The following is a 23533-nucleotide window of genomic DNA, read 5'->3' on the forward strand; positions in this document are numbered from 1 at the left end:
TCGTTTCGGAATAAGAACAACAGGCCGCCACTTGCCGATGCCTCGTCGGGTGCGGCAAGCGGCGCTGTCGCACTTGGCATGTCAAGCCGTGGCGTCTAAAGCGACTTGTTCCGCCTTTCTGACGTAGTCGGGAATCTGATCGAAATTCAGATATCGATAGGTATCCGTTGCGTCCTTTTCCAGAGACTGAACGAAAGCCATGTATTCTTCGTACGACGGGATGCGCCCTAAACTCGAACATACGGCCGCGAGTTCTGCCGAGGCCAGAAACACATTGGCACCCGCTCCCATCCGATTGGGAAAGTTTCGCGTCGAGGTCGATACCACGGTGGCATGGTCCGCCACCCGTGCCTGATTGCCCATGCACAATGAACATCCGGGCATTTCGGTCCGAGCGCCCACTTTGCCGTAGATGCCGTAATACCCTTCCTCGGTCAATTCCAACTGATCCATCCGGGTCGGCGGAGCGATCCATAAACGCCCTGGAACTTGCGTCCCGAAGTGCTCCAGGATTTTTCCGGCCGCACGGAAATGGCCGATGTTCGTCATGCAGGAACCGAGAAAGACCTCGTCGATCTGGGTGCCGGCAAGGGCAGACAAGGGTTTTACGTCGTCAGGATCGTTCGGGCAACACAAGAGCGGCTCTTTAATCTCGCTCAGGTCGATCTCGATCACTTCGTGATATTCGGCATCGGCATCGGGCTCCAGGAGCATGGGATCAGCCAGCCAATCCTCCATGGCCGCGATTCGCCGGATTAAGGTTCGTACGTCGCCATAACCTTGCTCGATCATCCATTTGAGCAAAACGATATTGGACCGCAAATATTCCTCGATCGGCTCTTTGTTCAGGCGTACGGTACAGGCGGCGGCGGACCGCTCGGCGGAAGCATCCGCCAGCTCGAATGCCTGCTCTACCTTTAGAGTCGGCAGTCCTTCGATTTCCAAGATGCGTCCTGAAAAAACGTTCTTCTTGCCCTTTTTCTCGAGAGTCAAAAGCCCGCGCTGCATCGCCGCATAAGGAATGGCATGCACCAGGTCCCTGAGCGTGATGCCCGGCTGCATTTCGCCCTTGAACCTGACCAGTACCGATTCCGGCATGTCCAAAGGCATCACACCGGTGGCGGCAGCGAAAGCGACCAGGCCGGAACCCGCGGGAAACGATATCCCGATAGGGAAGCGGGTATGCGAATCGCCGCCGGTTCCGACGGTATCCGGAATCAGCATGCGGTTGAGCCATGAATGGATGATGCCGTCGCCGGGACGAAGCGAAACGCCGCCGCGATTCATGATGAAATCGGGCAAAGTGTGGTGGACATCGATGTCTACGGGCTTGGGATAGGCCGCCGTGTGACAGAAGGACTGCATCACCAAATCTGCAGAAAACCCCAAGCAAGCTAAATCCTTGAGCTCGTCGCGCGTCATCGGGCCCGTAGTGTCTTGAGATCCTACCGTCGTCATATGAGGCTCGCAGTAGGTGCCGGGACGTACACCCTTTACCCCGCAGGCTTTTCCGACCATCTTTTGGGCGAGGGTATATCCCTTGCCGCTGTCCAGTTTAGATTCCGGACGTCGGAATACCGGCGAGATGTCGAGACCCAGTGCCTTGCGAGCACGATCGGTAAGGCCGCGTCCGATGATGAGCGAGATCCTCCCCCCGGCCTGCACCTCGTCCAGCAGAATATCGTTCTTCAAGGCGAAAGTGCAAAGCAGCTCGCCGGTATCGTGGCGCTTGATCTCGCCTTTGTAAGGGTAGACGTCGATAACGTCGCCGGTATGCAAGTTCGAGACATCGCACTCGATAGGCAGGGCACCGGAATCTTCCATGGTGTTGAAGAAGATGGGAGCGATCTTTCCTCCGATGCACATGCCTCCCGCCCGTTTGTTCGGAACACATGGAATATTCTCGCCGATATACCACAGCACCGAGTTGGTCGCGGATTTCCGAGAAGAACCCGTACCTACGACGTCGCCCACGAATGCGACCGGCCAGCCTTTTGTCTTGAGTTCCGCTATCTGCGCCTCGGCATCGGTGACGCCTTCGCGCGGCACTTTCAGCATGGCTTTGGCGTGCAGCGGAATATCGGGCCGCGACCAAGCATCCTGGGCGGGCGACAAATCGTCGGTGTTGATCTCACCCGGCACCTTGAATACGGTCACCGTAATGACGTCAGGCACCTTCGGCCGGCTCGTGAACCATTCGGCTTCGGCCCAAGCCCGCATGACCGCCTGTGCGTTCGCATTGCCGGCTTCGGCCTTCTCGCAAACATCGTGGAACGCATCGAACATCAGCAAGGTATGCGACAAGCCCTTTGCGGCCAGCGTTCCCAACGCCGGATGGTCGAGCAGTTCGATCAGCGGGGCTACGTTGTAGCCGCCCAGCATAGTGCCGAGAAGCTCGGTCGCAAGGCGCGGATCCAATATCGGCGAGACGGTTTCACCTTTCGCGACAGCTGCCAGAAAACCTGCCTTGACGTAGGCCGCTTCATCCACGCCTGCCGGCACGCGGTTGGTCAACAGGTCGAGCAAGAATTCTTCCTCGCCTCGAGGCGGATTTTTGATGAGCGATATCAGAGCCGTGGTCATTTCCGCGCTCAGAGGTTTCGGCACAAGCCCTTGTGCCGCTCGCTCGGCAACGTGTCTGCGATATTCTTCCAGCATGGTTTCCCCTAAAGTTTGCAATTCTGTTCGACTCGAGCCCCACGCACGATTCGAAACGGTTTCATTTGTCGTATAAAACGACCGCCGTTTTCCATTCCCGAGAACGAGTCATCGATCATTGGTCCAAATACCGGGGAACGATCAATCATCAAACCGTATCGGTTCTATTCCAACGGCAATACTCGGGTATTATATGGATCACTCATACGTTTATCACGCCGGATGCTCGTCATGACTACGATTTGCTTCAGTCATCGGAGTTTCTTGGAACACGACACCGGCCTTGGGCATCCGGAAAACGCGGAGCGCTTGCGTTCGATCGAGCGCGCACTTAGTCGACCCGATTTTTCCGGTCTCGATCGACGGGAAGCGCCGCGCGGTACCCGCGAACAGATTCGTTTAATCCACACCGATCGGCACATCGATTACGTCTTGGGAGCCGTGCCCAAACTGGGTTTTGCTTACCTCGACGGCGATACGGTCGTGTCGCCCGGTTCGGGCGAAGCGGCTTTGCATGCCGTAGGTGCCGCATGTGCCGCGGTGGATGCCGTTTTTGCCAAGGAGTCCACGAACGCTTTCTGCGCTGTCCGGCCGCCGGGACATCATGCCGAACCCGACGCGGCCATGGGGTTCTGCTTGTTCAACAATATCGCCATTGCCGCCGAATATGCCCGCAAACACCATGGAATCGAACGGGTCGCCATCATGGATTTCGACGTGCACCATGGAAACGGTACCCAACGAGCATTCGAAACGAATAAGGACGTCTTATATGCATCGACTCACCAGTTCCCTTGGTATCCCGGGACCGGGAGGTCCGGCGAAACCGGTGCGGGCAATATGATCAATGTGCCTCTGGCAGCCGGCAGCGGGTCCCATGAATTTCGCTTGGCCGTGGCGGACAAGATTCTGCCCGCTATCAATCGTTTTACGCCGGAGCTTGTCTTGATTTCCGCCGGCTTCGATGCCCATCGGGACGATCCCCTGGCCGATCTGAATTTGGTCGAGGACGATTATGCTTGGGTAACTTCGGAACTGGTGAAATTGGCGAAAGAACACGCACGAGGCCGACTAGTATCCGTTTTGGAAGGTGGATACAACCTGGAGGCTTTAGGAAAGAGTGTGGCCGCGCATGTACGTGCGCTGATGAAGAGCTGATGGCTGGAAAAGAGGGGGCGCCGAGCGCCCCCGCTATTCTAATCAGGCTAAGGACGCGCCCCGCCCAATGCCGAAATAATCAAATCCCATCATTTTCATCCGGGCCGGATCATAAAGATTCCGACCGTCGAAGATGACGGGATGCGACAGTTCGGCCTTGATCGTATCAAAGTCGGGGCTGCGGAATACATTCCATTCAGTGACGATAATCAAGCCGTCAGCACCTTTCAAGGTAGCTTCGGGGCTGTCGCAAAGCGCGAGATCGGACCTATGCCCATATAATCGCCCGGCTTCGTGCGTCGCGACCGGATCGAACGCTTGTACCCTGGCGCCCGCCTCCCAAAGGGCTTCGATGATCACCCGGCTGGAAGCTTCGCGCATGTCGTCCGTATTCGGCTTGAATGCCAACCCCCAGAGAGCGAGTGTCTTTCCTTTTAGATCGTCCTTAAAATAATCCTTAACTTTTTCGTAAAGTCTCAGTTTCTGCCGGTCATTGACATCCTCGACCGCCCGCAGCAACTGGGCCTGATATCCGACGTCCCGCGCGGTGCGCTCGAGTGCTTTAACGTCTTTCGGGAAGCACGAACCGCCGTATCCGCAGCCGGGATAAATGAAGTGGTAACCGATCCGCGGATCGGACCCGATGCCCACCCTCACCTTCTCGATATCCGCGCCCAGACATTCGGCGAGATTCGCCAATTCGTTCATGAAGCTGATTTTCGTCGCCAGCATGGCATTGGCCGCGTACTTGGTCAGCTCGGCCGAGCGGATATCCATGCAGACCAGGCGGTCGTGATTGCGATTGAATGGCGCGTACAAGGCCCGTAGAAGTTCGGTAGTGCGGGGATTGTCGGTGCCCACCACGATACGATCCGGCTTCATGAAATCCTCGATGGCTGCCCCCTCTTTCAGGAATTCCGGATTTGAAACCACATCGAATTCACATGGCTTCTGCCGGTCGTTGAGCACCGTATTTATCGCCTGGCGGACTTTATCCGCCGTGCCGACGGGCACGGTCGACTTGTTGACTACAACGCGATAATCCTCCATGCGTTCGCCAATGCTGCGCGCGACGGCCAACACATATTGCAGGTCGGCCGACCCATCCTCGTCGGGAGGCGTGCCGACTGCGATGAACTGGAATAAACCATGCTGAACCGCCAGGTCCACATCGGTGGTGAAATGCAGACGTTTCGCGGCCATGTTGCGTTCGATGATGCTATCCAGACCAGGCTCGTAAATCGGAACCTCGCCTTGATTGAGCCGGGCAATCTTGCCCTCGTCGATATCTAAGCATACCACCTCATTGCCTACCTCGGCCAGACAGGCTCCGGTAACGAGGCCGACATAACCCGAACCAAAGACGGTGACTTTCATGACTGTTCCTTTTTGTTACGAATGAGATTCTGCACGCGGAGGTCGATACGACCAATCCGATCTTATGCAAAGGCGCGAAGCAAATCGCGTCTGATGTCATCGATATTTTCAAGCCCCACGGCGATACGGACCAAACCCTCGCTGATACCGGCAGCGGCACGTTCGTTCTCGCTCAGCCTGCCATGAGTCGTGGTTGCGGGATGGGTGATGGTCGTTTTGACATCCCCTAGATTCGCAGTGATGGATAGCAGGCGGGTCGAGTCGATCAGGTTCCAGGCCCCTTCCCGGCCCCCTTCGACCTCGAAACTCACGATGCCGCCGCCCGCAAATTGTTGCCGCACGGCTAACTCATGTTGGGGGTGGGACGGCAGTCCCGGATAATACACGCGCTTGACCCAAGACTGGGCTTCCAGCCACTCTGCAAGATTCAGGGCATTCTCGCTATGCGCGCGCATGCGTATCGCCAAGGTTTCCAGCCCCTTGAGAAATACCCAGGCATTGAACGGACTCATGGAAGGGCCACCCGTCCTTAGAAAGGGATAGATTTCCTTATCCAATAACTCCTGCCGGCCAACGATCGCGCCTCCGACGCATCTCCCCTGCCCGTCCAGGTACTTGGTTGCCGAATGAACGACGATATCCGCTCCCAAATCCAGAGGCTTCTGCAAAGCGGGCGTACAGAAACAGTTATCGACCACCAGAAGGCTCCCATTTTGCCTGGCTATCGTTGCAATGCGATGAATATCCGCAATTTCGGTCAGCGGATTTGAGGGAGTCTCGAGAAAAAGAAAGCGCGTTTCGGGCCTGACGGCTGTTTCCCAGGCCGCATAATCGGTCATATCCACGAAAGTGGTCGTGACGCCGAATTTGCTCAGGTAATTCTGGAACAGCAGAACTGTGTTGCCGAACACGCTCCGGGAGCACACGACATGGTCTCCGGCCTTTAACAATCCGAAGGCCGTCGTAGCGATAGCGGCCATTCCCGAAGTCACCGCAATGCAGCGTTCTCCGCTTTCCAGGGCGGCGAGCCGTTCCTCGAAAGCTCGAACGGTGGGATTGGTGAAGCGCGAATAGATATTGCCGGGAATCTTACCGGAAAACCTCGCGGCGGCATCCTCGGCGCTGTCGAACACGTAACTGGACGTCGCAAAGATCGGATCGGAATGTTCCTGTTCGGACGTCCGTCGCTGCCCGGCGCGTATCGCCTGAGTTTCGATGGCATACTGCTGCCATTCCCAATCGGTCATGTGGTCTACCTCGCAAAAAGCGTCCGTGATACTAGCCCGCGTTGTGCAACTCGATGATCGAACCATCGGCCGAGCGTCTGGCCTTGGACTGATCGTTACGGTGCTTGCTGAGCCGATCGAGGTATTCCTGATTGATATCCCCGGTGACATAGTCATCGTTGAAACACGATGTGTCAAACCGCCCGATGGAAGGATTTCCTCTCTGCACGGCCTCGATCAAATCGCTCAAGTCCTGATAAATCAACCAATCCGCGCCAAGCTCATCCTGCACCTCCTGTTCGCTGCGCCCATGGGCGATCAATTCATGCGCCGCAGGCATGTCGATGCCGTATACATTAGGATAGCGTACCGGCGGAGACGCGGACGCGAAGTAAACTTTGCGCGCTCCGGCATCCCGCGCCATTTGAATGATTTGCATGGACGTAGTGCCTCGGACGATTGAATCGTCGACCAGCAAAACGTTCTTGTCCTTGAATTCGAGGTCGATCGCGTTCAGTTTCTGTCTGACCGACTTCTTGCGAAGCTGTTGTCCGGGCATGATGAACGTACGTCCGATGTAGCGATTCTTGATAAAGCCCTCCCGGTATTTCACGCCCAGCCGGTTGGCGAGCTGCAACGCCGCAGTCCGGCTCGTATCCGGAATGGGGATCACGACATCGATGTCGTGATCCGGGCGCAGCCGCATAATTTTCTCGGCCAGTTTATCGCCCATGCGAAGCCGGGCCTTGTAGACCGAGATATTGTCGATGATGGAGTCGGGACGCGCGAAGTAAACGAATTCGAATATGCACGGCGAATAAAGCACTTTTTCGGCGCATCGACGCGTATGTAGCGTACCGTTCTTTTCGATGATCACGGCCTCGCCAGGCTGCACATCCCTAATCAGCTTGAATCCCAACACGTCCAGGGCGACGCTCTCCGATGCGATCATGTAGTCGGTGCCCTTGGCGGTCTTGCGTTCGCCGAACACCAAGGGGCGAATGCCGTAAGGGTCCCGGAAACCGATGATACCGAAACCGGTGATCATCGCCACCACCGAGTAAGCGCCCCGGCAGCGTTGGTGTACGGCCGCCACGGCACGGAACACATCTTCGGGGCCGACCCGAAGTTTCCCCAGTTCCTGGAGTTCATGAGCAAAGACGTTAAGGAGAACCTCGGAGTCGGAATCGGTGTTGATGTGTCGTTGATCTTGGGCGAACAGATCTTCCTTCAGCACCTCGGCATTGGTCAGATTACCGTTATGCGCCAGACTGATGCCGTAAGGAGAATTGACGTAAAACGGCTGGGCTTCGGCCGAGCTCGTGCAACCGGCGGTGGGATAACGGACGTGGGCGATGCCCATCTTTCCCCTGAGGTTCACCATGTGGCGAGTATGAAATACGTCCCGTACCAAACCGCTGTCCTTGCGCAAGTTAAAGCGATCGTGTTCGCAGGTGACGATACCCGCGGCATCCTGTCCCCGATGCTGCAATACGGTCAGGGCTTCATACAGCTCCTGATTGACTTCGTCACTGGAAACGATGCCGGCAATACCACACATAGGTCAACTCACTTAACAATGAAAAATCATCGAAACTTGACATAACTGCCGAAGTCCGACGGAAGTTGGTCGCGAAGCCATAAAGCTAACGACTGAAATGGCGGAATCAAGGCAGATTCTTTCCACCAAGGGTCTGCCGGAAGAGGTGTCGCTCCGGCCAAAAGAACCAGCACTGAAACGATGACGACTCCGCGGCCGATACCGAATACCATTCCGGCAAGACGATCGGTCCCCGTCAACCCGGTACTTTTCACCAGCATGTGCAGCAAAAAAGTAACCAGGCTGGCCAATATCAAACTGGCTAAAAAGAGTATCCCAAACGATGCAGCCATCCGGGCGGAGGGAAGGGAAATGACGGAATCGAGATAAACCGAAAAATCACGGCTGAATTGCAACCCGATCCACGCTGCCGCAACCCATGCACAGAGTGAAAACACTTCGCGAATAAGACCGCGCAACAGCCCGATGAAGGCTGATAAACCAATGATTCCGGCAATACAATAATCGACCCAAACCAGATTAGACATGTCGTACTCTCGCCGACGATAGCACTGTCGTATTGATAATCGTCTGGTCAGAAATCCGGTATCCGGGAATGCCAGCGATCACGGATGCGGAACCACGATACCCTTGATACCGATAGTATTCTCAATCTGCTTCTGTATCTGCTCTGCCCGTGTCCGGTTCAACTCGGGACCTACCTGAACGCGGTAGACTGAGGTTCCGGCGTTGTTAACGACCTCCACAAATGCGGGAAAGTTCGATTTTCGCAGCTTATCGGCCAGTGACCGCGCATTGCCCTCGGTGGTAAAACTACCGGTTTGGACTACCCATGCCGCCAAGTCATCGGATGCCTCCGGTGCAGGAATTGGCGGCTCAGGAAGCTTCGCTCCCCCACCTCCAACGGCTGGTTTCGATGGGATTTCAGGAGCTTTTGAAACCGCTTCGGACGGTGCCGCCTTCGAATTATCCAATGAAGGCTTGATCTGCGCCGGTTTTTGGGGACTCACCGGAGACGACGCAGATTTAGCCGATTCGGCAGCTCTTGTCGTCTCGGACTTCTTCGATCCTTTTTCGATCGGTTTCGCGGGCGGGGCTTTTGGTTTCGCCTTAGGCAGTGCGGCGGGCTGGTCCGGCGGCATCGTATCAACGGCGCCCTCTTCCGAATTGACCGTCAGGGTTGTCGGCTCGAGTTTGCTTTTTCTGGCGAGAGCCTGTTTTGATTTGCTAACTCCGGCGGCTTTTGCCGGTTCATCGGTTTTAGCCACTTGCGCTTTGTCCGATTCAGCGGGATCGGCTGCGCGACTAGTTTGCGCATCGCCCGTGGCTTTCAAAACATCCTCATCGGCAACCGTCGGTTCACTATCCGCTATAGAAGCCGCCCGATTTTCGGGCTTTTCGCCGGACTCGGCAGAAGCGGACTGCTCGCTTTCCGCGGCGGTCGAATCGCCATCGGTCAAGGGGATTATCCGATAACCCGTACTAGTGCTTTCGCTCTCCTCCGACGGAGCAACATCGGCTGCCGAGTTCGGCAGCTCGATGGCCTTGGCTTCAACCTCTTTGGGAAGTGCCGGAATCTCGCCGGAGCCGGCAGCGCTTAGATCGTCCTGCCGTTCCTCGAACAGCATGGGCACGAAAATAACTACCAGAGAAACAATGATGATAGCGCCGATGAGACGTTGTTTCAGTTGCTGATCCATGAATACCTCGGACTCAGCTCATTTGAGCCAAATACTCGGAAACTAGAAAGAATGAGCCAAACACGAGCACGAGGTGATCGTTTTCCGCGTCCTGTTTGGCGGCACCGAATGCCGCTGCAGCATCGGCGAACCCAGACCGGACTGCTGAAACGCCAAGACTGTCGAAAATAGCTAAAAGTTGATCGGCAGTCGCTGCCCGGGGCATTTTGAGGGGAGCCAAATACCAATGCTCGACCAGGTCTTTTATGTTAGTGATAATCCCGAGAACGTCCTTGTCGCGCATAACGGCGAAGACTGCATGTATGGTTTTCCCGCCAAACCGGGAGCCCAGATATTCCGCCAATACCCTCACCGCCTGAGGATTGTGCGCCACGTCCAATAATACAGGAACACTTCCAGGGATGTACTGAAACCGTCCGGCCAAAGTGACATTTCTCAACCCATTCCGAACGGCCGCCGCTGATACGGGCATGTGGGTTTCGATCCTCTGCAAGACTTCCAACACAGCCGACGCATTGATCAATTGGTGACTACCTTGGAGCGCCGGAAACGGCAAATCGGCCAGCTGGGTGTTTCGCCCCAGCCAGTTCCATCCGTCGCCGGACACCTCATACATAAAATGCCGCCCCGCATACGAAAGCGGCACGCCACCCTCCTCGGCATATCGGACCACGGCCTCCGGCACATCGCTGTCTCCGATGACCGCGGGTCTGCCGGGTCGAAAAATACCGGCTTTCTCCAGCCCTATGGCCGTGCGGGTTTCACCCAACCAATCCTGGTGATCGAGGTCGATGCTGGCAATCAGGGCCGCATCCGCGTCGATGATATTGACGGCGTCCAGACGACCGCCCAAACCGACTTCGAGCACTTGTACGTCCAGATCGGCGGTAGCGAAGATATCGAGCGCCGCTAAGGTGCCGAACTCGAAGAAACTGAGAGTCGTCTCGTCGCGCACCCGTTCAATACGCTCGAACGCGTCGCAAATCCGGTCGTCGCTGACGGGTTCCCCGTCAATACGGATTCGCTCGTTATAGCGTAGAAGATGCGGCGACGTATATGTGCCGACCCGGTAGCCCTCCTGGCGTAAAATCGCGTCCAACATCGCTACACATGAGCCTTTTCCGTTTGTGCCGCCGACGGTGATGGTGAAAGGCGGCTTTTCGCGACGACCAAGCCGTCCATGGACCATTTTGACGCGGGACAAGCCGAGGTCGATAGACTTCGGGTGCAGGGTCTCCTGCCAGGCCAGCCAATCAGCCAGCGTTTTGAAACGCATGAACTATTCGTTGCCCGTAAGTTCTTCGGCAGAAAGAGAGGTATAAGCCGCGGCAAGCATTTCGGGTCTTTCGACGCGCTTTTCGACGACGACCGGCTCGATACTGGCCGCAGCCGGCTTTTCAAAGGCCAGTATCGACAACAGGGACGCGATTTTTTCACGCATCTCCCGACGATCGACGATCATGTCCAGAGCGCCGTGATTGAGCAAAAACTCGCTTCTCTGAAATCCTTCCGGCAGTTTTTCGCGGACCGTCTGTTCGATCACGCGCGGTCCCGCAAACCCGATCAGAGCGCCCGGCTCACCGATGTTGATGTCGCCCAGCATGGCCAAACTGGCTGATACGCCTCCCATCGTCGGATCGGTCATCACGGAAATGAAAGGAATGCCCGCATCGGCTAACCGCGCCAAGGCGGCGCTGGTTTTCGCCATTTGAAACAGGGACAACAAGGATTCCTGCATGCGGGCGCCGCCGCTGGCGCTGAAGACGACCAATGGAACTCCCTGCTCCAGGCAGTGATTGACGCCCCGCACGAAGCGCTCTCCCACGACCGACCCCATGGAACCGCCCATGAATTCGAAATTGAATGCGGCAGCGACTAATGGCCGGCCTTGGAGCTGACCGGCGACGACGATCAGCGCGTCCTTTTCGCCGGTGGCTTTTTGCGCCTGAACCAAGCGATCCTTGTACTTCTTGCTGTCTTTGAACTTAAGCGGATCGACGGGCGTAAGTCCTTCGCCGATTTCCAGGCGATTGCCGGGGTCGAGAAACAGATGCAGGCGCTTGCGCCCGCTGATGCGCATGTGATGGCCGCACTTCGGGCAAACCTCCAGATTCCGTTCGACTTCCGACCGGTACAGAATTGCGTTGCAGGCCGGACATTTGCTCCACAAGCCTTCGGGGATCGCGCTTTTCGTAGACGCTTCCGTGCGGATTTTCGAAGGTACTAATTTGTGAAACCAGCTCAAGGTGATGACTCTCGCTAAAAAGATGCGTCCATCGCGGTACGCATGGATTTCAACAGATCGACGATATCGTTGAGCGCTCGCCCGGAATCGCCCCGTGCAACCTCGATTTTCTCGACTAGCGCACTGCCCACTACCACCGCGTCGGCAAACTTGGAGATCGTGGCAGCGATCTCGGCGTTCTTGACGCCGAACCCGACGCCCAGCGGCAGATCCGTCAGCGCGCGAATTTCGGAAAGCTTACGCTGGACATCGCTCAAATCCAAATGCGAGGCGCCGGTGACACCTTTCAGAGAGACGTAATACAAATAGCCCCGCCCCAACTGGCCCATCTTGCGTATCCGCTCATCGGTACTGTTGGGGGCGAGCAAAAAGATCGGATCGATACCGGCTTGCTCCAAAAGCGACAACAGGTCGGACGATTCTTCGGGAGGCATGTCCACGGTAAGAACGCCGTCGACGCCAGCGCTCCTGGCCCTGTCGGCGAACGCGCGGTACCCCATGCACTCGACCGGGTTGAGATACCCCATGAGAACGACAGGAGTCTCGCTATCGTTCGAACGGAACTTTTCTACCATGTCCAGCACGCGGCGAAGGCTCATCTTGTGCAGAAGAGCTCGCTCGCTGGCCTTTTGGATGACCGGACCATCCGCCATCGGATCGGAGAAAGGCACGCCCAGTTCGATGATGTCGGCCCCGGCCTCCACCATCGCGTGCATCGCCGGAACCGTGAAATCCGGATGGGGATCGCCCGCCGTGATGAAAGGAATGAGAGCTTTCCGGTTGGCTTGTTTTAAAGTCTGGAACTTGGCGGTCAAACGGCTCACAGAGTAATTCCTTCGCGCCTTGCAATGGTGTTGATGTCTTTGTCCCCGCGTCCCGATAGGTTGACCAGGATTTTTTGATCCTTGCTCATGGTGGGCGCGAGCTTCATGGCGTACGCCACGGCGTGACTGGACTCCAATGCCGGAATGATTCCTTCGATCCGGGTCAGCGTGTGAAAGGCCTCCATCGCCTCGTCATCGGTGATGCTGACGTATGTAGCCCGACCGCTGTCCTTTAACCAGGAATGCTCCGGACCCACGCCGGGGTAATCGAGGCCGGCTGAAATCGAATGGGTTTCGATGATCTCGCCATCCTCGTCCTCCATGAGATAGGTGCGATTGCCGTGCAGAACGCCCGGCTTGCCGGCGCTCAAAGGAGCCGAGTGGCGACCGGTCGCAATGCCCTCGCCCGCCGCCTCGACGCCGTACATCGCAACGCCGTGTTCGTTTATGAACGGATAGAACAGGCCTATGGCGTTCGAACCGCCTCCGACGCAAGCTACCAGCGCGTCCGGCAAGCTTCCGGTCAGCTCCTTCATCTGCTGTCTGGCTTCGCGGCCTATGACCGCCTGAAAATCGCGGACCATGGCCGGATAAGGATGAGGACCGGCCACTGTGCCGATGATATAAAAGGTATTGTCCACATTCGTAACCCAATCGCGCATGGCCTCGTTGAGCGCGTCCTTGAGGGTTTTCGAACCGGATTCCACCGGCACCACGGTCGCGCCGAGCAACTTCATGCGGAACACATTGAGGGCCTGGCGCTCGACGTCGACAGCCCCCATATAAACCACGCACTCCATTCCCAAGCGGGCGGCGACTGTAGCGGTAGCCACGCCGTGCTGTCCGGCGCCGGTCTCGGCTATAACGCGCTGTTTGCCCATACGTTTGGCGAGCAAAGCTTGTCCTACGGTATTGTTGACCTTATGGGCGCCGGTGTGATTGAGATCCTCGCGTTTGAAGAAAACTTGCGCGCCGCCCAGCATCGAACTAAGGCGCTCGGCGTAATAGATCGGCGAAGGGCGCCCCACGTAATGCTTGAGATCGTAATCTAATTCCGCAAGGAACTCGGGATCTTTCATGTAGCGATAATACGCGTCCCTCAACTCCTGAATCGGATACATCAAGGTTTCGGCAACGAATACGCCGCCATAGGGCCCGAAGTGGCCCCGCTCGTCGGGCAGGTTGTACGATTCAGTCGATGTGTACTCTATGGTCATATTCGTGTACCTGTTCTAGAAACGCCGCCATTTTATCGGCATCCTTGATGCCCTTGCCTGCTTCTACACCGCTGGATACGTCGACGGCATAAGGCTGCACCGTCCGCAAGGCTTCCACAACGTTATCAGGAGCAAGCCCTCCGGCCAAGATCACCGATCGGCGGAGTTCCTTCGGAATCAAGTCCCAGTCGAAGCGATGACCGGTCCCCCCCTTGGCATCCGAATGCCATGCGTCCAACAGAAAACCTGCAGCATCCGGATAAGTATCCACAATTGTCGTCAGATCTGTTTCCGACCGCATCCTTACGGCCTTGATATAGGGTTTTCCGAAACGGCGGCAGTAATCCGGGCTTTCATCACCGTGAAACTGAATCAGATCGATACGTACCTGTTGCAAAATCTCGCGGACGACAACCTCGTCTTCATCGACGAACAACCCGACCACCGTGACGAATGGCGGCAAAGCAGACACGATGCTTTGCGCCGTCTCGACGTCGAGATTTCGTGGACTTGGCGGATAAAAAACCAAACCGACGGCGTCGGCGCCCAGTTGAACAGCTATCAAGGCGTCGTCCGGGCGGGTGAAGCCGCAGATTTTAACGCGAGTTCTACGGAAGGGATACGGAAATTTCACTCGCTTTCCGAAGGAGTATAACGACTGGCGTCTTCCGGCAGATAATCGAATATCGGATGACGGGGTAAACCGAAATGGGGAGGGTAATAAACACCGCCTAAGTATAACCCGTCGGCCGGCGCCGTAACACCGGCGCACTTTCGGTCTCGGGCCCCGAGAACCTCGGCCGCCCAATCCGGGCGCTGCTTGCCCGATCCAACCTCCATCAAGACGCCTACGATATTCCGAACCATATGATGCAGGAAAGCATTGGCGCACAGCTCGATGATAACCCTGTCATTCTCCCGCCGCACGTGGATGAAATGCATCCGGCGCATGGGACTCTTGGATTGGCAGTCCTGGGCTCGGAACGAGGAAAAATCATGTTCCCCGATCAGATTGTTTGCCGCCTCCTGCATGGCTTTCTCATTGAGCGGATGAAAATGCCAGGTGAGTTGTCGTCTGAAGAGCGCGGACTTCATCGGGCGATTCAGGATGACATACCGATAGAATCGAGCGATGGCGCTGTAGCGCGCATGGAAGTCCTCCGGAGTCTCTTGAACCCAGAGGATACGCACGTCTTCGGGAAGCGCCGTATTAGTCCCCATCAGCCAGGAATACGGCTTACGGTACACCTTGGTATCGAAATGGACGACTTGCTCCAAGGCATGCACGCCCGCATCCGTCCGGCCAGCACAGATGACGCGAATCGACTCGGCCGCAACGCGGCTTAGAGCGTCTTCGACCGCGCCCTGGACGGTAAGCTTCCCCTTTTGCCATTGCCAACCGGAGAAGGCTTGACCGTCATACTCGATACCCAAGGCGATACGCATCGTTTTAGAAATTATTTGTTTAACAAGATAACAGGAAAGAACGTTCCGCTATCAGTCCAATGTTACCATCTTGAAACAATCGCGGCCGAAACGGGCCTACTGAAAAGCATCGAAAAACGACTGAGCACTCTTTAGGCAGGCTAGCGTTAAATGACCGGTTGTCGTTACACTGAAACAGAAACGAGAACAAAGTCCGTATTTAGGGTTTCTTAGCATTATGGCAGACACAGCAAAGCTCGAACTGGACGGCAAACGGTTCGATATTCCCGTCGTCGTCGGTACCGAGAACGAAAAAGGGCTGGATATCACCCGGCTCCAGGCATCGACCGGTTACATCACCGTCGATCCCGGTTACGCCAATACAGGCTCCTGCACATCCGCCATCACCTACATAGACGGCGACAAAGGAATTCTCCGCTACCGCGGGATCGACATTGCCGAGCTCTGCGAGAAGTCGACGTTCATGGAAGTCTGCTATTTGCTCATTTACGGCGAGTTGCCGAACGCCGAGCAATTTACGAAATTCAAGGACAAGGTCCTTTTCCACTCGCTGATTCACGAGGACATGAAGAGCTTCTTCACCTCGTACCCCGGCCATGCCCATCCCATGGCCATTCTTTCGGCAATGGTGTGTTCCCTCTCGGTTTATCATCCGGAACTGTTGAAACCGGATCAGTCGCCGCACGAGCGGGACCAAACCATTACCCGGCTCCTGTCCAAAGTGCGTGTGCTGGCCGCCTTCGCCTACAAGCGATCGGTGGGTGAAGCTTTTGTCTACAGCCGTCCGGAACTGGACTACCTCTCCAACTTCCTGCACATGATGTTCACGACGCCGGTCAAACTGTACGAGCCGGACGAGGTGACGCGCAAGGCGCTGGACGTATTGTTCATCCTGCATGCCGACCACGAGCAGAATTGCTCCACCTCGACCGTTCGCATGGTGGGATCTTCCAAGGCCAACCTTTTTGCATCCATTTCGGCCGGCATCTGCGCCTTGTGGGGTCCGCTGCACGGCGGCGCCAACCAGGCTGTGATCGAAATGCTGGAGGCGATCGCGGCCGACGGCGGAAACTACAAGAAATTCATCGACAAGGCCAAGGATAAAAACGATCCATTTCGACTGATGGGGTTCGGACACCGAATCTACAAGAATTACGACCCCAGGGCGCAGATCATCAAAAAGCACTGCGACGAAGTACTCGGAAAGCTGGGCATTCACGACCCGATTCTCGAAATCGCCAAGGGCCTAGAGGAAGTGGCGCTCACCGATCCCTACTTCATCGAGCGCAAGCTTTACCCCAATGTCGATTTCTATTCGGGAATCCTCTACCGTGCCATGCGGATTCCGACGAACATGTTTACCGTAATGTTCGCTTTGGGAAGACTGCCTGGCTGGATTGCTCACTGGAAGGAAATGATCGAGGAACCCGGCATGAGAATCGCACGGCCCCGCCAGATATACATCGGCGAACGGCAACGGGCCTATAAACCCATGAACGACAGGTAGAATCCGTCTTCGAATTATGCTTTGCTCCCGGTCCGACGGGGACATCCGAACCGGGCGCGTAGCATCGGCGCTTGCCCGCCATTGACCGCTTCCGAACGCATCGCCCACCGGCAAAGCGGCCGCTGACGTTTACCGCTTCGGACTTCCGGCTTCTTTCGATCGCCTTGGGGCAACCCGATGCTGTTTATTGAGTCAAATTTGATACAAGGGTTATCGTATCGCCGTCTTGAATCGAAAATCGCACGTCATTGCCTGGCTTGCTTCCCACTTTCTCGTCCTGTCCTTTCTTTCCGCGTCAGCCGCCGAAGAAAGCCTGTGCAAACCTGAATCGGCCCCAGCGGCCGCATCGACTCCCGTTCGTTCGCCGACTCGGGTATTGCTTATTCCCCTCTTAAGAAAAGATCCGGATTCCGCGGAAAACGAACGCTGGCCAGAACGCCCGGCGGCGGAAATCGAGGCTTTTTATCGAACCAGCTTCTCCGCACAAGTCACTTGGTTGCGGGATGTCCGCAAATGGGAGGACTACTACCGCAAGGCCGATATGTTGGCGCAGCGCTCGGCGCCTTTCGACCGAGTGATTCTTATCGGACACGGCGGATATGACGGACCGATTCTGAACGGTCATATCATTCAGAACGCGCTCACCATCGAGGGAGATCACGCTAAAGCGACCCGGATCGTCGAGGCGCAGCCCGGAGTTGCGGAGATTTTCACCGTTACCTATGACATCCGCCAGAATCGGGAATTCAGCAGCTTCATGGACGGCCGTTGGAAAGAACTTTCCCGAAAAGATTCTACGGAAATCAGAAATATTCTGATAAGCAAAGAGCGCAGACTCCAACCCTTGGATACCGCTTGCCTGCAGCGCCAATGTTCGGCCGCGATGCTGGCCTCCATTCCGAACGATACCGATCGGGATCTCAAGCGCGCAGCCTGCGAATCCATATGCAGAGTTCCGCTCTTCGTTTTGCGCTCATTCGAAGAGCTTAGCCCGGAGCGGTTTCGAAACTTCGTCCAAAGTTTGCGTTCTCTCGTCAAGCCGAACGGCTTGATCGTGCTCGGCATGTGCAATCCGGGCAGCAGCGTACCGGAGAGAGAATCTCCCTGGGATGTCGGCGGTGCCTTGGTACACTCGAAGCTTGCCTCCGGCCCTCATCAAACCTATGTACACTTGCTCGCTACCGCGACCGGGCGGAGCGTAGCCGGCCCCATCGGCAAGACCAGTGCCGAGGATGTCGTGAACCGGGTGAAGCTGTTCGAAGAGCGGCGACCCCAACGATATCTGCGCATTGTCGCTCCGACCGAACGCTGCGCTCCCTGAGTGCCCCGCAACGATCGTCCAGCGGTCTCGATTGCTCCGGATTCGGTGCGACAAACTACTTCTGCGCGTAAAATTCCCGTTTTTTCCTGTCCCACACTCCGATGGCTTTAATCACCTTCCGCAATATACACGTCAGCTTCGGTCAGCCTCTGCTGGACGGCATCGGCTTTTCCCTGGAAAAAGGCGAGCGGGTGTGCCTCGTCGGACGCAACGGAGCGGGGAAATCCACGTTGCTCAAACTTTTGACAGGCGATTTGATTCCGGATGAAGGGGAAATCATCGATCAAGAGGGCTTGCGCATCGCCCGGCTCGATCAGGAAGTCCCGCTGGACGCCACCGGCAGCGTGTTCGACGTCGTTGCAGGCGGGTTGGGCGATACGGGCGAGTTGATCCGCCGGTTTCATGACGTATCCCATCGCGTTGCGAGCCATTCCGACTCGAAGTCCTTGGCGGAATTGGAGCAATGCCAGCACGCGATCGATGCCATCGGCGGCTGGGATCTCCACCGGAAAGTCGAATCCCTGCTGTCTAAGCTCGACCTGCCGGTGGATACCGATGTCGAGTCTCTGTCGGGCGGCCTGAAACGCCGGGTGTTGCTGGCCCGAGCCCTAGTCTCAGAGCCCGACGTATTATTGCTCGACGAGCCCACCAACCACCTCGATCTCGCGGCGATTCTTTGGCTGGAGGAATTTCTGCTCGGTTGGCCGGGAACTTTGATCTTCATCACCCACGACCGGATGTTCCTGCAAAGGCTGGCAACCCGGATTATCGAGCTCGACCGGGGCAAGCTGTTCGACTGGCCCGGCGATTACGCCACCTATCTGAAGCGCAAGGAAGAACAACTGAACGCCGAAGCCAAGGCTCAATCGGAATTCGATAAAAGGCTCGCGCAGGAAGAAGCCTGGATTCGCGAAGGCATCAAGGCGCGCCGCACCCGCAACATGGGCCGGGTACGGCGTCTGCTCGACATGCGCCAGGAACGCGCGGAACGGCGGGGCCGTACCGGCCAGGTCAGCATGCTGCTGCAGCAGGCGGAAAAGTCCGGACGACTGGTGGTGGAAGCCGAGAACGTTCGGTTCGATTACGGCGGTCAACCGATCGTGCGCGATTTTTCCACCACGATCCTGCGGGGCGACAAGGTCGGCATCATCGGGCCCAACGGCTGCGGCAAGACCACCCTGCTTCGCCTGATGCTGGGCGAACTGCAACCGACGTCGGGCCGCATCCGTCTTGGAACCAACCTGCAAATCGCCTATTTCGACCAGTACCGGGCACAGCTCGAGGAAGAAAAATCGGTGATCGACAATGTCGCCCAAGGCAGCGACCGGGTGAGCGTCAACGGGCGCAACGTTCACGCCATCGGCTACCTCAAGGATTTCCTCTTCACTCCCGAACGGGCACGTCAGCCGGTGAAGTCGCTTTCGGGGGGCGAGCGCAACCGCCTCCTGCTCGCGCGGCTGTTCACTCAGCCCGCGAATCTCCTGGTGCTCGACGAACCCACCAACGATCTGGACGCGGACACGCTGGAACTGCTGGAAGAACTGTTGACCGATTACGACGGCACCGTATTGCTGGTGAGCCACGACCGGGCGTTCCTGAACAACCTCGTCACCAGCGTGCTGGCGTTCGAAGGCGACGGCATTGTCAACGATTACGTGGGCGGCTACGACGACTGGGTGCGGCAACGCCCGGCACCTCAGCCCGCCCCGGCAAAGCCGGCCGTTGAAAAACCGATTCCGCCCAAGCCGGTCAAGGAAAAGCTGAGAAAGTTGAGCTTCAAGGAACAGCGCGAACTCGAGGCTTTGCCCCAGCAGATCGAGGCGCTCGAAACCGAAATAGCCTCATTGAATGAAGCGATCTCCCGCCCCGAGTTCTATCAGCAGACGAAAGACACCATTACCGGAACCCAGGCCCGGCTGGCGGAATTGCAGCAGACGGTGGAGGCGGCGTATATGCGCTGGGAAGAACTGGAGGCCTTGCGGGAACAGCTGAGCACTTGAGCCGGCGCCCGCAGGCTCATTTTCCGTAGTGGTCCCAATGCCCCCGAAACAGAGCGTGCTCGCTGATCGGACTTCGCGACGACCGCGACGGCGGCGGCCGCCGCCTATTGCGGTCTGGGCTATACCGCCGTCTTCTGGGGCGACGCGCCCGAGCGTATCGACGGCAACTACCGCATCACCCGCATGCTGCAAGCCGAGACCATGTTCACCGGCGATCCCGACAGAGCTTCGATGGATCATGGTATATAGGCGGTCTGCGAGGACCTGCGGCTCAGGGTCGCCATCCCTACCCCATCCGCCTGTGCTCTAGGCGCATTGGGGCATGCGCTGGCGGCGCGGGAACTTCAGCGGTTGGCATCGGCATTCGCCATGATCTTCCGGGAGTCGGCAAGAACCTCCAGGACCATCTCCACACGAGGGTGCGCTGCGAGATCACACAAGCGTTGACCTTCGCCCCGCTTCCGGAAGCGCAAAAGGCCGCTGCGCTGCGGGAATACGAAGCGAGCCGAAGCGGCGCGCTGGCTTCGAATTTCCTCGAGGCGGGGGCCTTCGTCAAAAGCCGTCCGGAAGAGACGATTCCCGGGCTACAGCTGTTCTTCCTGATGACCCTGCCGCCCGATTATCCCGAAGCGGGAGCCACCAACCGGCACGGCATCACGTTCACCGCCTACATCAATCGGCCCCTGAGCCGCGGAGAGGTCACGCTGGCCTCGGCGATCCGCTCGACCGGCCGGTCATCGACCCCAACTACCTGAGCCATTCCGACGAGGTCGCACCGGGAGCACACCTCCGAAGCGACGCGGATCTCGAATCCTTCGTGAGGCGTACGGCCTCCACCACCTGGCACCCGGCCGGCACCTGCGAGATGGGCCACGACGCCATGGCGTCGTCGATTCCCGCTTGAAGGTGCACGCAATCGAGGGACTGCGGGTGGTCGATGCTTCGATCATGCCGACCATCGTGAGCGGCAACACCAATGCGCCGACGATCATGATCGCCGAGAAGGCAGCGGATCTGCTTCGGAACGGCTAGAGCGTTTTCCGGTTTGGCGTAGAGCCCGAAGTAGGTCGGCAATCCGTTGCCGACAAATCGCACGTAAGGATTGATTGCAAATGGCCTTATTCCATTCGGCATTCGAGTGAACATTAATTGTAGGGTGGGTTAGCGAAGCGTAACCCACCGATTCGAGGCCGCTCGGTGGGTTACGGCCTCGCGGCCTAACCCACCATCGATGGGTTTCGCTTCGCTCTACCCATCTTACAAAATGAATGCCTGATTGAAAGCGATTTGGAATTAGTGTGAGAGCGGGCCGTAAACCAATCCGACAGCCGCTCCAGTGCGTCGGCAACGGATTGCCGACCTACGAATTTCCGGTCCTTGCCTACGCGCGCAGCCCTTCCGAATGCATTGCGTGTTTCATATTCGTGCGGCATCCCTGCATTGGTGCACGAAAGGTCGACGAGTTCTGCCAATAAGCGGATCGCAAAGGCTCGAATATCCATAGCTCCGTGACTTTCCGGCGCCTGGCATACCTTCTGCTTCTATGACTCATTGAACAAGCTGCGCGCCAAAGGCGGCGCGCGAAAAATCGACAACGGCGTCTCGCTGCCATCGATGATGGCAGCCAGGCGCTTTTTTTTGCCCGACGATAAACACTGGAGCACAAAAATGGGAGACGAAAAGGCTGTACGGGGAGCGGGGGTCCAAAGGGCCGGCGTCGGTCGGCGCCGGTTCATGCGGCAGGCGGCCGGCATGGCCATGGCGGTTGCGCTTTGCGCGATGATGGCGGCGGGTCCCCACGAGGCGCAAGCGGAGGTGGGGCCACCGGAAAAAGTTTCGCTCAAGTTCGGCTTCATCAAGCTGACCGATATGGTGCCGCTGGCGATCGCCTACGAGAACGGCTATTTCGAGGACGAGGGGCTGTCCGTCACGCTGGAAGCCCAGGCCAACTGGAAAGTGCTGCTCGATCGGGTGATCTCGGGCGAACTCGACGGCGCCCACATGCTGGCCGGGCAACCCATAGGAGCAACGATCGGCTTCGGCACCCAGGCCGACGTCATCACCGCCTTCAGCATGGACCTCAACGGCAACGGCATCACCGTTTCCAACGCCGTTTGGGAGGAATTGAAGAAGAAGCTGCCGATGAAGGACGGCAAGCCGGTGCATCCCATCGACCCCAAATACCTCAAGACGGTCGTCGACGGTTACAAGAAAAAGGGCAAGCCCTTCAACATGGGCGTGGTGTTCCCGGTATCCACCCACAATTATGAATTGCGTTACTGGCTGGCGGCAGGCGGCATGAATCCGGGCTATTACGCGCCCACCAAGGGCGACATCAGCGGCACGCTCAAGGCCGATGTGCTGATATCGGTGACGCCGCCGCCGCAGATGCCGGCCACCATGGAAGCGGGCACCATCGACGGCTATTGCGTAGGCGAGCCCTGGAACCAGCAGGCCGTGTTCAAGGGGATCGGCGTGCCGGTGGCCACCGACTACGAGGTCCAGGTGAACAATCCGGAGAAGGTGTTCGGCGTCACCAAAGCCTGGGCGGACGCCAATCCCAACACCCATATCCGCGTGGTGAAGGCGCTGATCCGCGCCGGGTACTGGCTGGATGCAGAGAACAACAAGAACCGCGCCGAGGCTGTGAAAATCATCTCGAAACCGAACTACGTGGGTGCGGACGAAGCGGTGATCGCGAACAGCATGACCGGCACCTTCGAATACGAAAAGGGCGACAAGCGCGAGGCACCCGATTTCAACGTGTTCTTCCGTTATCACGCCACCTACCCCTACTACTCCGATGCCATCTGGTACCTCACCCAGATGCGCCGCTGGGGCCAGATTCCCGAGGCCAAGCCCGATTCCTGGTACATGGAGACGGCGAAGAAAGTCTATCGTCCGGACATTTACGCCGCCGCGGCCAAAGAGTTGATTGCCGAAGGCAAGCTTAGCGCTCAGGACTTCCCCGATTTCGACAAGGAGACCGGATTCAAGGGCCCGCAAAAAGGTTTCATCGACGGCACCGTCTACGACGGGCGTAAACCCAACGATTACCTGAAGCAGTTCAAGATCGGCCTCAAGGGCAACGAAAAGCCGTAACCCTGGAAACGGCAGTTGACCGCTTCGATGCACGAGAAAAGCCCGCTGCCTTTTGTAGCGCGTTTTTTTACCGCGGTTTGGCTGAGCATCGGAAATGCGCAGGTCGGCAATCCTTTGCCAACCGAGTCCCTTGCCGACGGCGTGTGTCGGAAGGGTCGCGACTAAAGCGACCGTTTGCGATCGGGAATGGA

Annotated in this window: 19 protein-coding genes; 7 read left to right on the forward strand and 12 right to left on the reverse strand. The window is 57.3% G+C overall.

Annotated features, from left to right (window positions below; all coding sequences use genetic code 11):
- Positions 1–81 precede the first annotated feature (81 nt).
- Positions 82–2658 (reverse strand): bifunctional aconitate hydratase 2/2-methylisocitrate dehydratase, encoded by a 2577-nt coding sequence (acnB, locus tag ACWJJK_RS11755; RefSeq protein ID WP_086134775.1) that lies wholly within the window; start codon positions 2656–2658, stop codon positions 82–84.
- Between the two features lie 231 nt (positions 2659–2889).
- Between acnB and ACWJJK_RS11760 the strand changes: the two genes are divergently transcribed.
- Positions 2890–3816 (forward strand): histone deacetylase family protein, encoded by a 927-nt coding sequence (locus tag ACWJJK_RS11760; RefSeq protein ID WP_086134821.1) that lies wholly within the window; start codon positions 2890–2892, stop codon positions 3814–3816.
- A 42-nt stretch (positions 3817–3858) separates the two neighbouring features.
- Here ACWJJK_RS11760 and ACWJJK_RS11765 read toward each other — a convergent pair whose 3' ends face one another.
- The 11 genes from ACWJJK_RS11765 to truA form a co-directional block, all read right to left on the reverse strand.
- Positions 3859–5193 (reverse strand): UDP-glucose dehydrogenase family protein, encoded by a 1335-nt coding sequence (locus ACWJJK_RS11765; protein WP_156881200.1) that lies wholly within the window; start codon positions 5191–5193, stop codon positions 3859–3861.
- 62 nt (positions 5194–5255) lie between these two features.
- Positions 5256–6440 carry an O-succinylhomoserine sulfhydrylase gene (locus tag ACWJJK_RS11770; protein WP_156881201.1) on the reverse strand — a complete coding sequence of 395 codons (1185 nt, stop codon included), beginning with the start codon at positions 6438–6440 and terminating at the stop codon, positions 5256–5258.
- 31 nt (positions 6441–6471) lie between these two features.
- Positions 6472–7980: an amidophosphoribosyltransferase gene (gene purF, locus ACWJJK_RS11775; protein WP_077729522.1), complete on the reverse strand. Its 1509-nt coding sequence runs from the start codon at positions 7978–7980 to the stop codon at positions 6472–6474.
- Between the two features lie 26 nt (positions 7981–8006).
- Positions 8007–8507: a CvpA family protein gene (locus tag ACWJJK_RS11780; RefSeq protein WP_086134776.1), complete on the reverse strand. Its 501-nt coding sequence runs from the start codon at positions 8505–8507 to the stop codon at positions 8007–8009.
- Between the two features lie 78 nt (positions 8508–8585).
- The gene (locus ACWJJK_RS11785; RefSeq protein ID WP_077729524.1) at positions 8586–9680 is read right to left on the reverse strand and encodes an SPOR domain-containing protein; all 1095 of its coding nucleotides are present in this window, start codon (positions 9678–9680) and stop codon (positions 8586–8588) included.
- 13 nt (positions 9681–9693) lie between these two features.
- The gene (gene folC, locus ACWJJK_RS11790; RefSeq protein WP_077729525.1) at positions 9694–10956 is read right to left on the reverse strand and encodes a bifunctional tetrahydrofolate synthase/dihydrofolate synthase; all 1263 of its coding nucleotides are present in this window, start codon (positions 10954–10956) and stop codon (positions 9694–9696) included.
- A gap of 3 nt (positions 10957–10959) precedes the next feature.
- Entirely contained in the window at positions 10960–11931 is a 972-nt protein-coding gene (gene accD, locus ACWJJK_RS11795; protein WP_454129042.1) for an acetyl-CoA carboxylase, carboxyltransferase subunit beta, read from the reverse strand.
- 8 nt (positions 11932–11939) lie between these two features.
- Positions 11940–12749, reverse strand: a complete 810-nt coding sequence (gene trpA, locus ACWJJK_RS11800) for a tryptophan synthase subunit alpha (RefSeq protein ID WP_454128103.1) — start codon at positions 12747–12749, stop codon at positions 11940–11942.
- The gene (gene trpB / locus ACWJJK_RS11805; RefSeq protein ID WP_077729528.1) at positions 12746–13966 is read right to left on the reverse strand and encodes a tryptophan synthase subunit beta; all 1221 of its coding nucleotides are present in this window, start codon (positions 13964–13966) and stop codon (positions 12746–12748) included. Before trpB ends, trpA begins: the two co-directional genes overlap by 4 nt.
- Entirely contained in the window at positions 13941–14600 is a 660-nt protein-coding gene (locus ACWJJK_RS11810) for a phosphoribosylanthranilate isomerase (RefSeq protein ID WP_434112626.1), read from the reverse strand. Before ACWJJK_RS11810 ends, trpB begins: the two co-directional genes overlap by 26 nt.
- Positions 14597–15412: a tRNA pseudouridine(38-40) synthase TruA gene (truA, locus tag ACWJJK_RS11815; protein ID WP_077729530.1), complete on the reverse strand. Its 816-nt coding sequence runs from the start codon at positions 15410–15412 to the stop codon at positions 14597–14599. Before truA ends, ACWJJK_RS11810 begins: the two co-directional genes overlap by 4 nt.
- A 217-nt stretch (positions 15413–15629) precedes the next feature.
- Between truA and ACWJJK_RS11820 the strand changes: the two genes are divergently transcribed.
- The 6 genes from ACWJJK_RS11820 to ACWJJK_RS11845 all read left to right on the forward strand — a co-directional run bounded on the left by ACWJJK_RS11820 (position 15630) and on the right by ACWJJK_RS11845 (position 23342).
- Positions 15630–16919: a citrate synthase gene (locus ACWJJK_RS11820; protein WP_086134781.1), complete on the forward strand. Its 1290-nt coding sequence runs from the start codon at positions 15630–15632 to the stop codon at positions 16917–16919.
- Between the two features lie 226 nt (positions 16920–17145).
- A complete protein-coding gene (locus ACWJJK_RS11825; protein WP_086134782.1) occupies positions 17146–18240 on the forward strand; it encodes a hypothetical protein in 1095 nt (364 codons plus the stop codon).
- 101 nt (positions 18241–18341) lie between these two features.
- Positions 18342–20240 carry an ATP-binding cassette domain-containing protein gene (locus ACWJJK_RS11830; protein ID WP_086134783.1) on the forward strand — a complete coding sequence of 633 codons (1899 nt, stop codon included), beginning with the start codon at positions 18342–18344 and terminating at the stop codon, positions 20238–20240.
- 419 nt (positions 20241–20659) lie between these two features.
- Positions 20660–20995, forward strand: a complete 336-nt coding sequence (locus ACWJJK_RS11835; RefSeq protein WP_205781106.1) for a hypothetical protein — start codon at positions 20660–20662, stop codon at positions 20993–20995.
- 55 nt (positions 20996–21050) lie between these two features.
- Complete coding sequence (locus ACWJJK_RS11840) at positions 21051–21272, forward strand: GMC oxidoreductase (protein ID WP_139841116.1); 222 nt, start codon at positions 21051–21053, stop codon at positions 21270–21272.
- 747 nt (positions 21273–22019) lie between these two features.
- On the forward strand, positions 22020–23342 hold the full coding sequence (locus ACWJJK_RS11845) for a CmpA/NrtA family ABC transporter substrate-binding protein (protein ID WP_240507076.1): 1323 nt from the start codon (positions 22020–22022) through the stop codon (positions 23340–23342).
- Positions 23343–23533: the final 191 nt, after the last annotated feature.

Source organism: Methylocaldum gracile, from assembly GCF_053646815.1.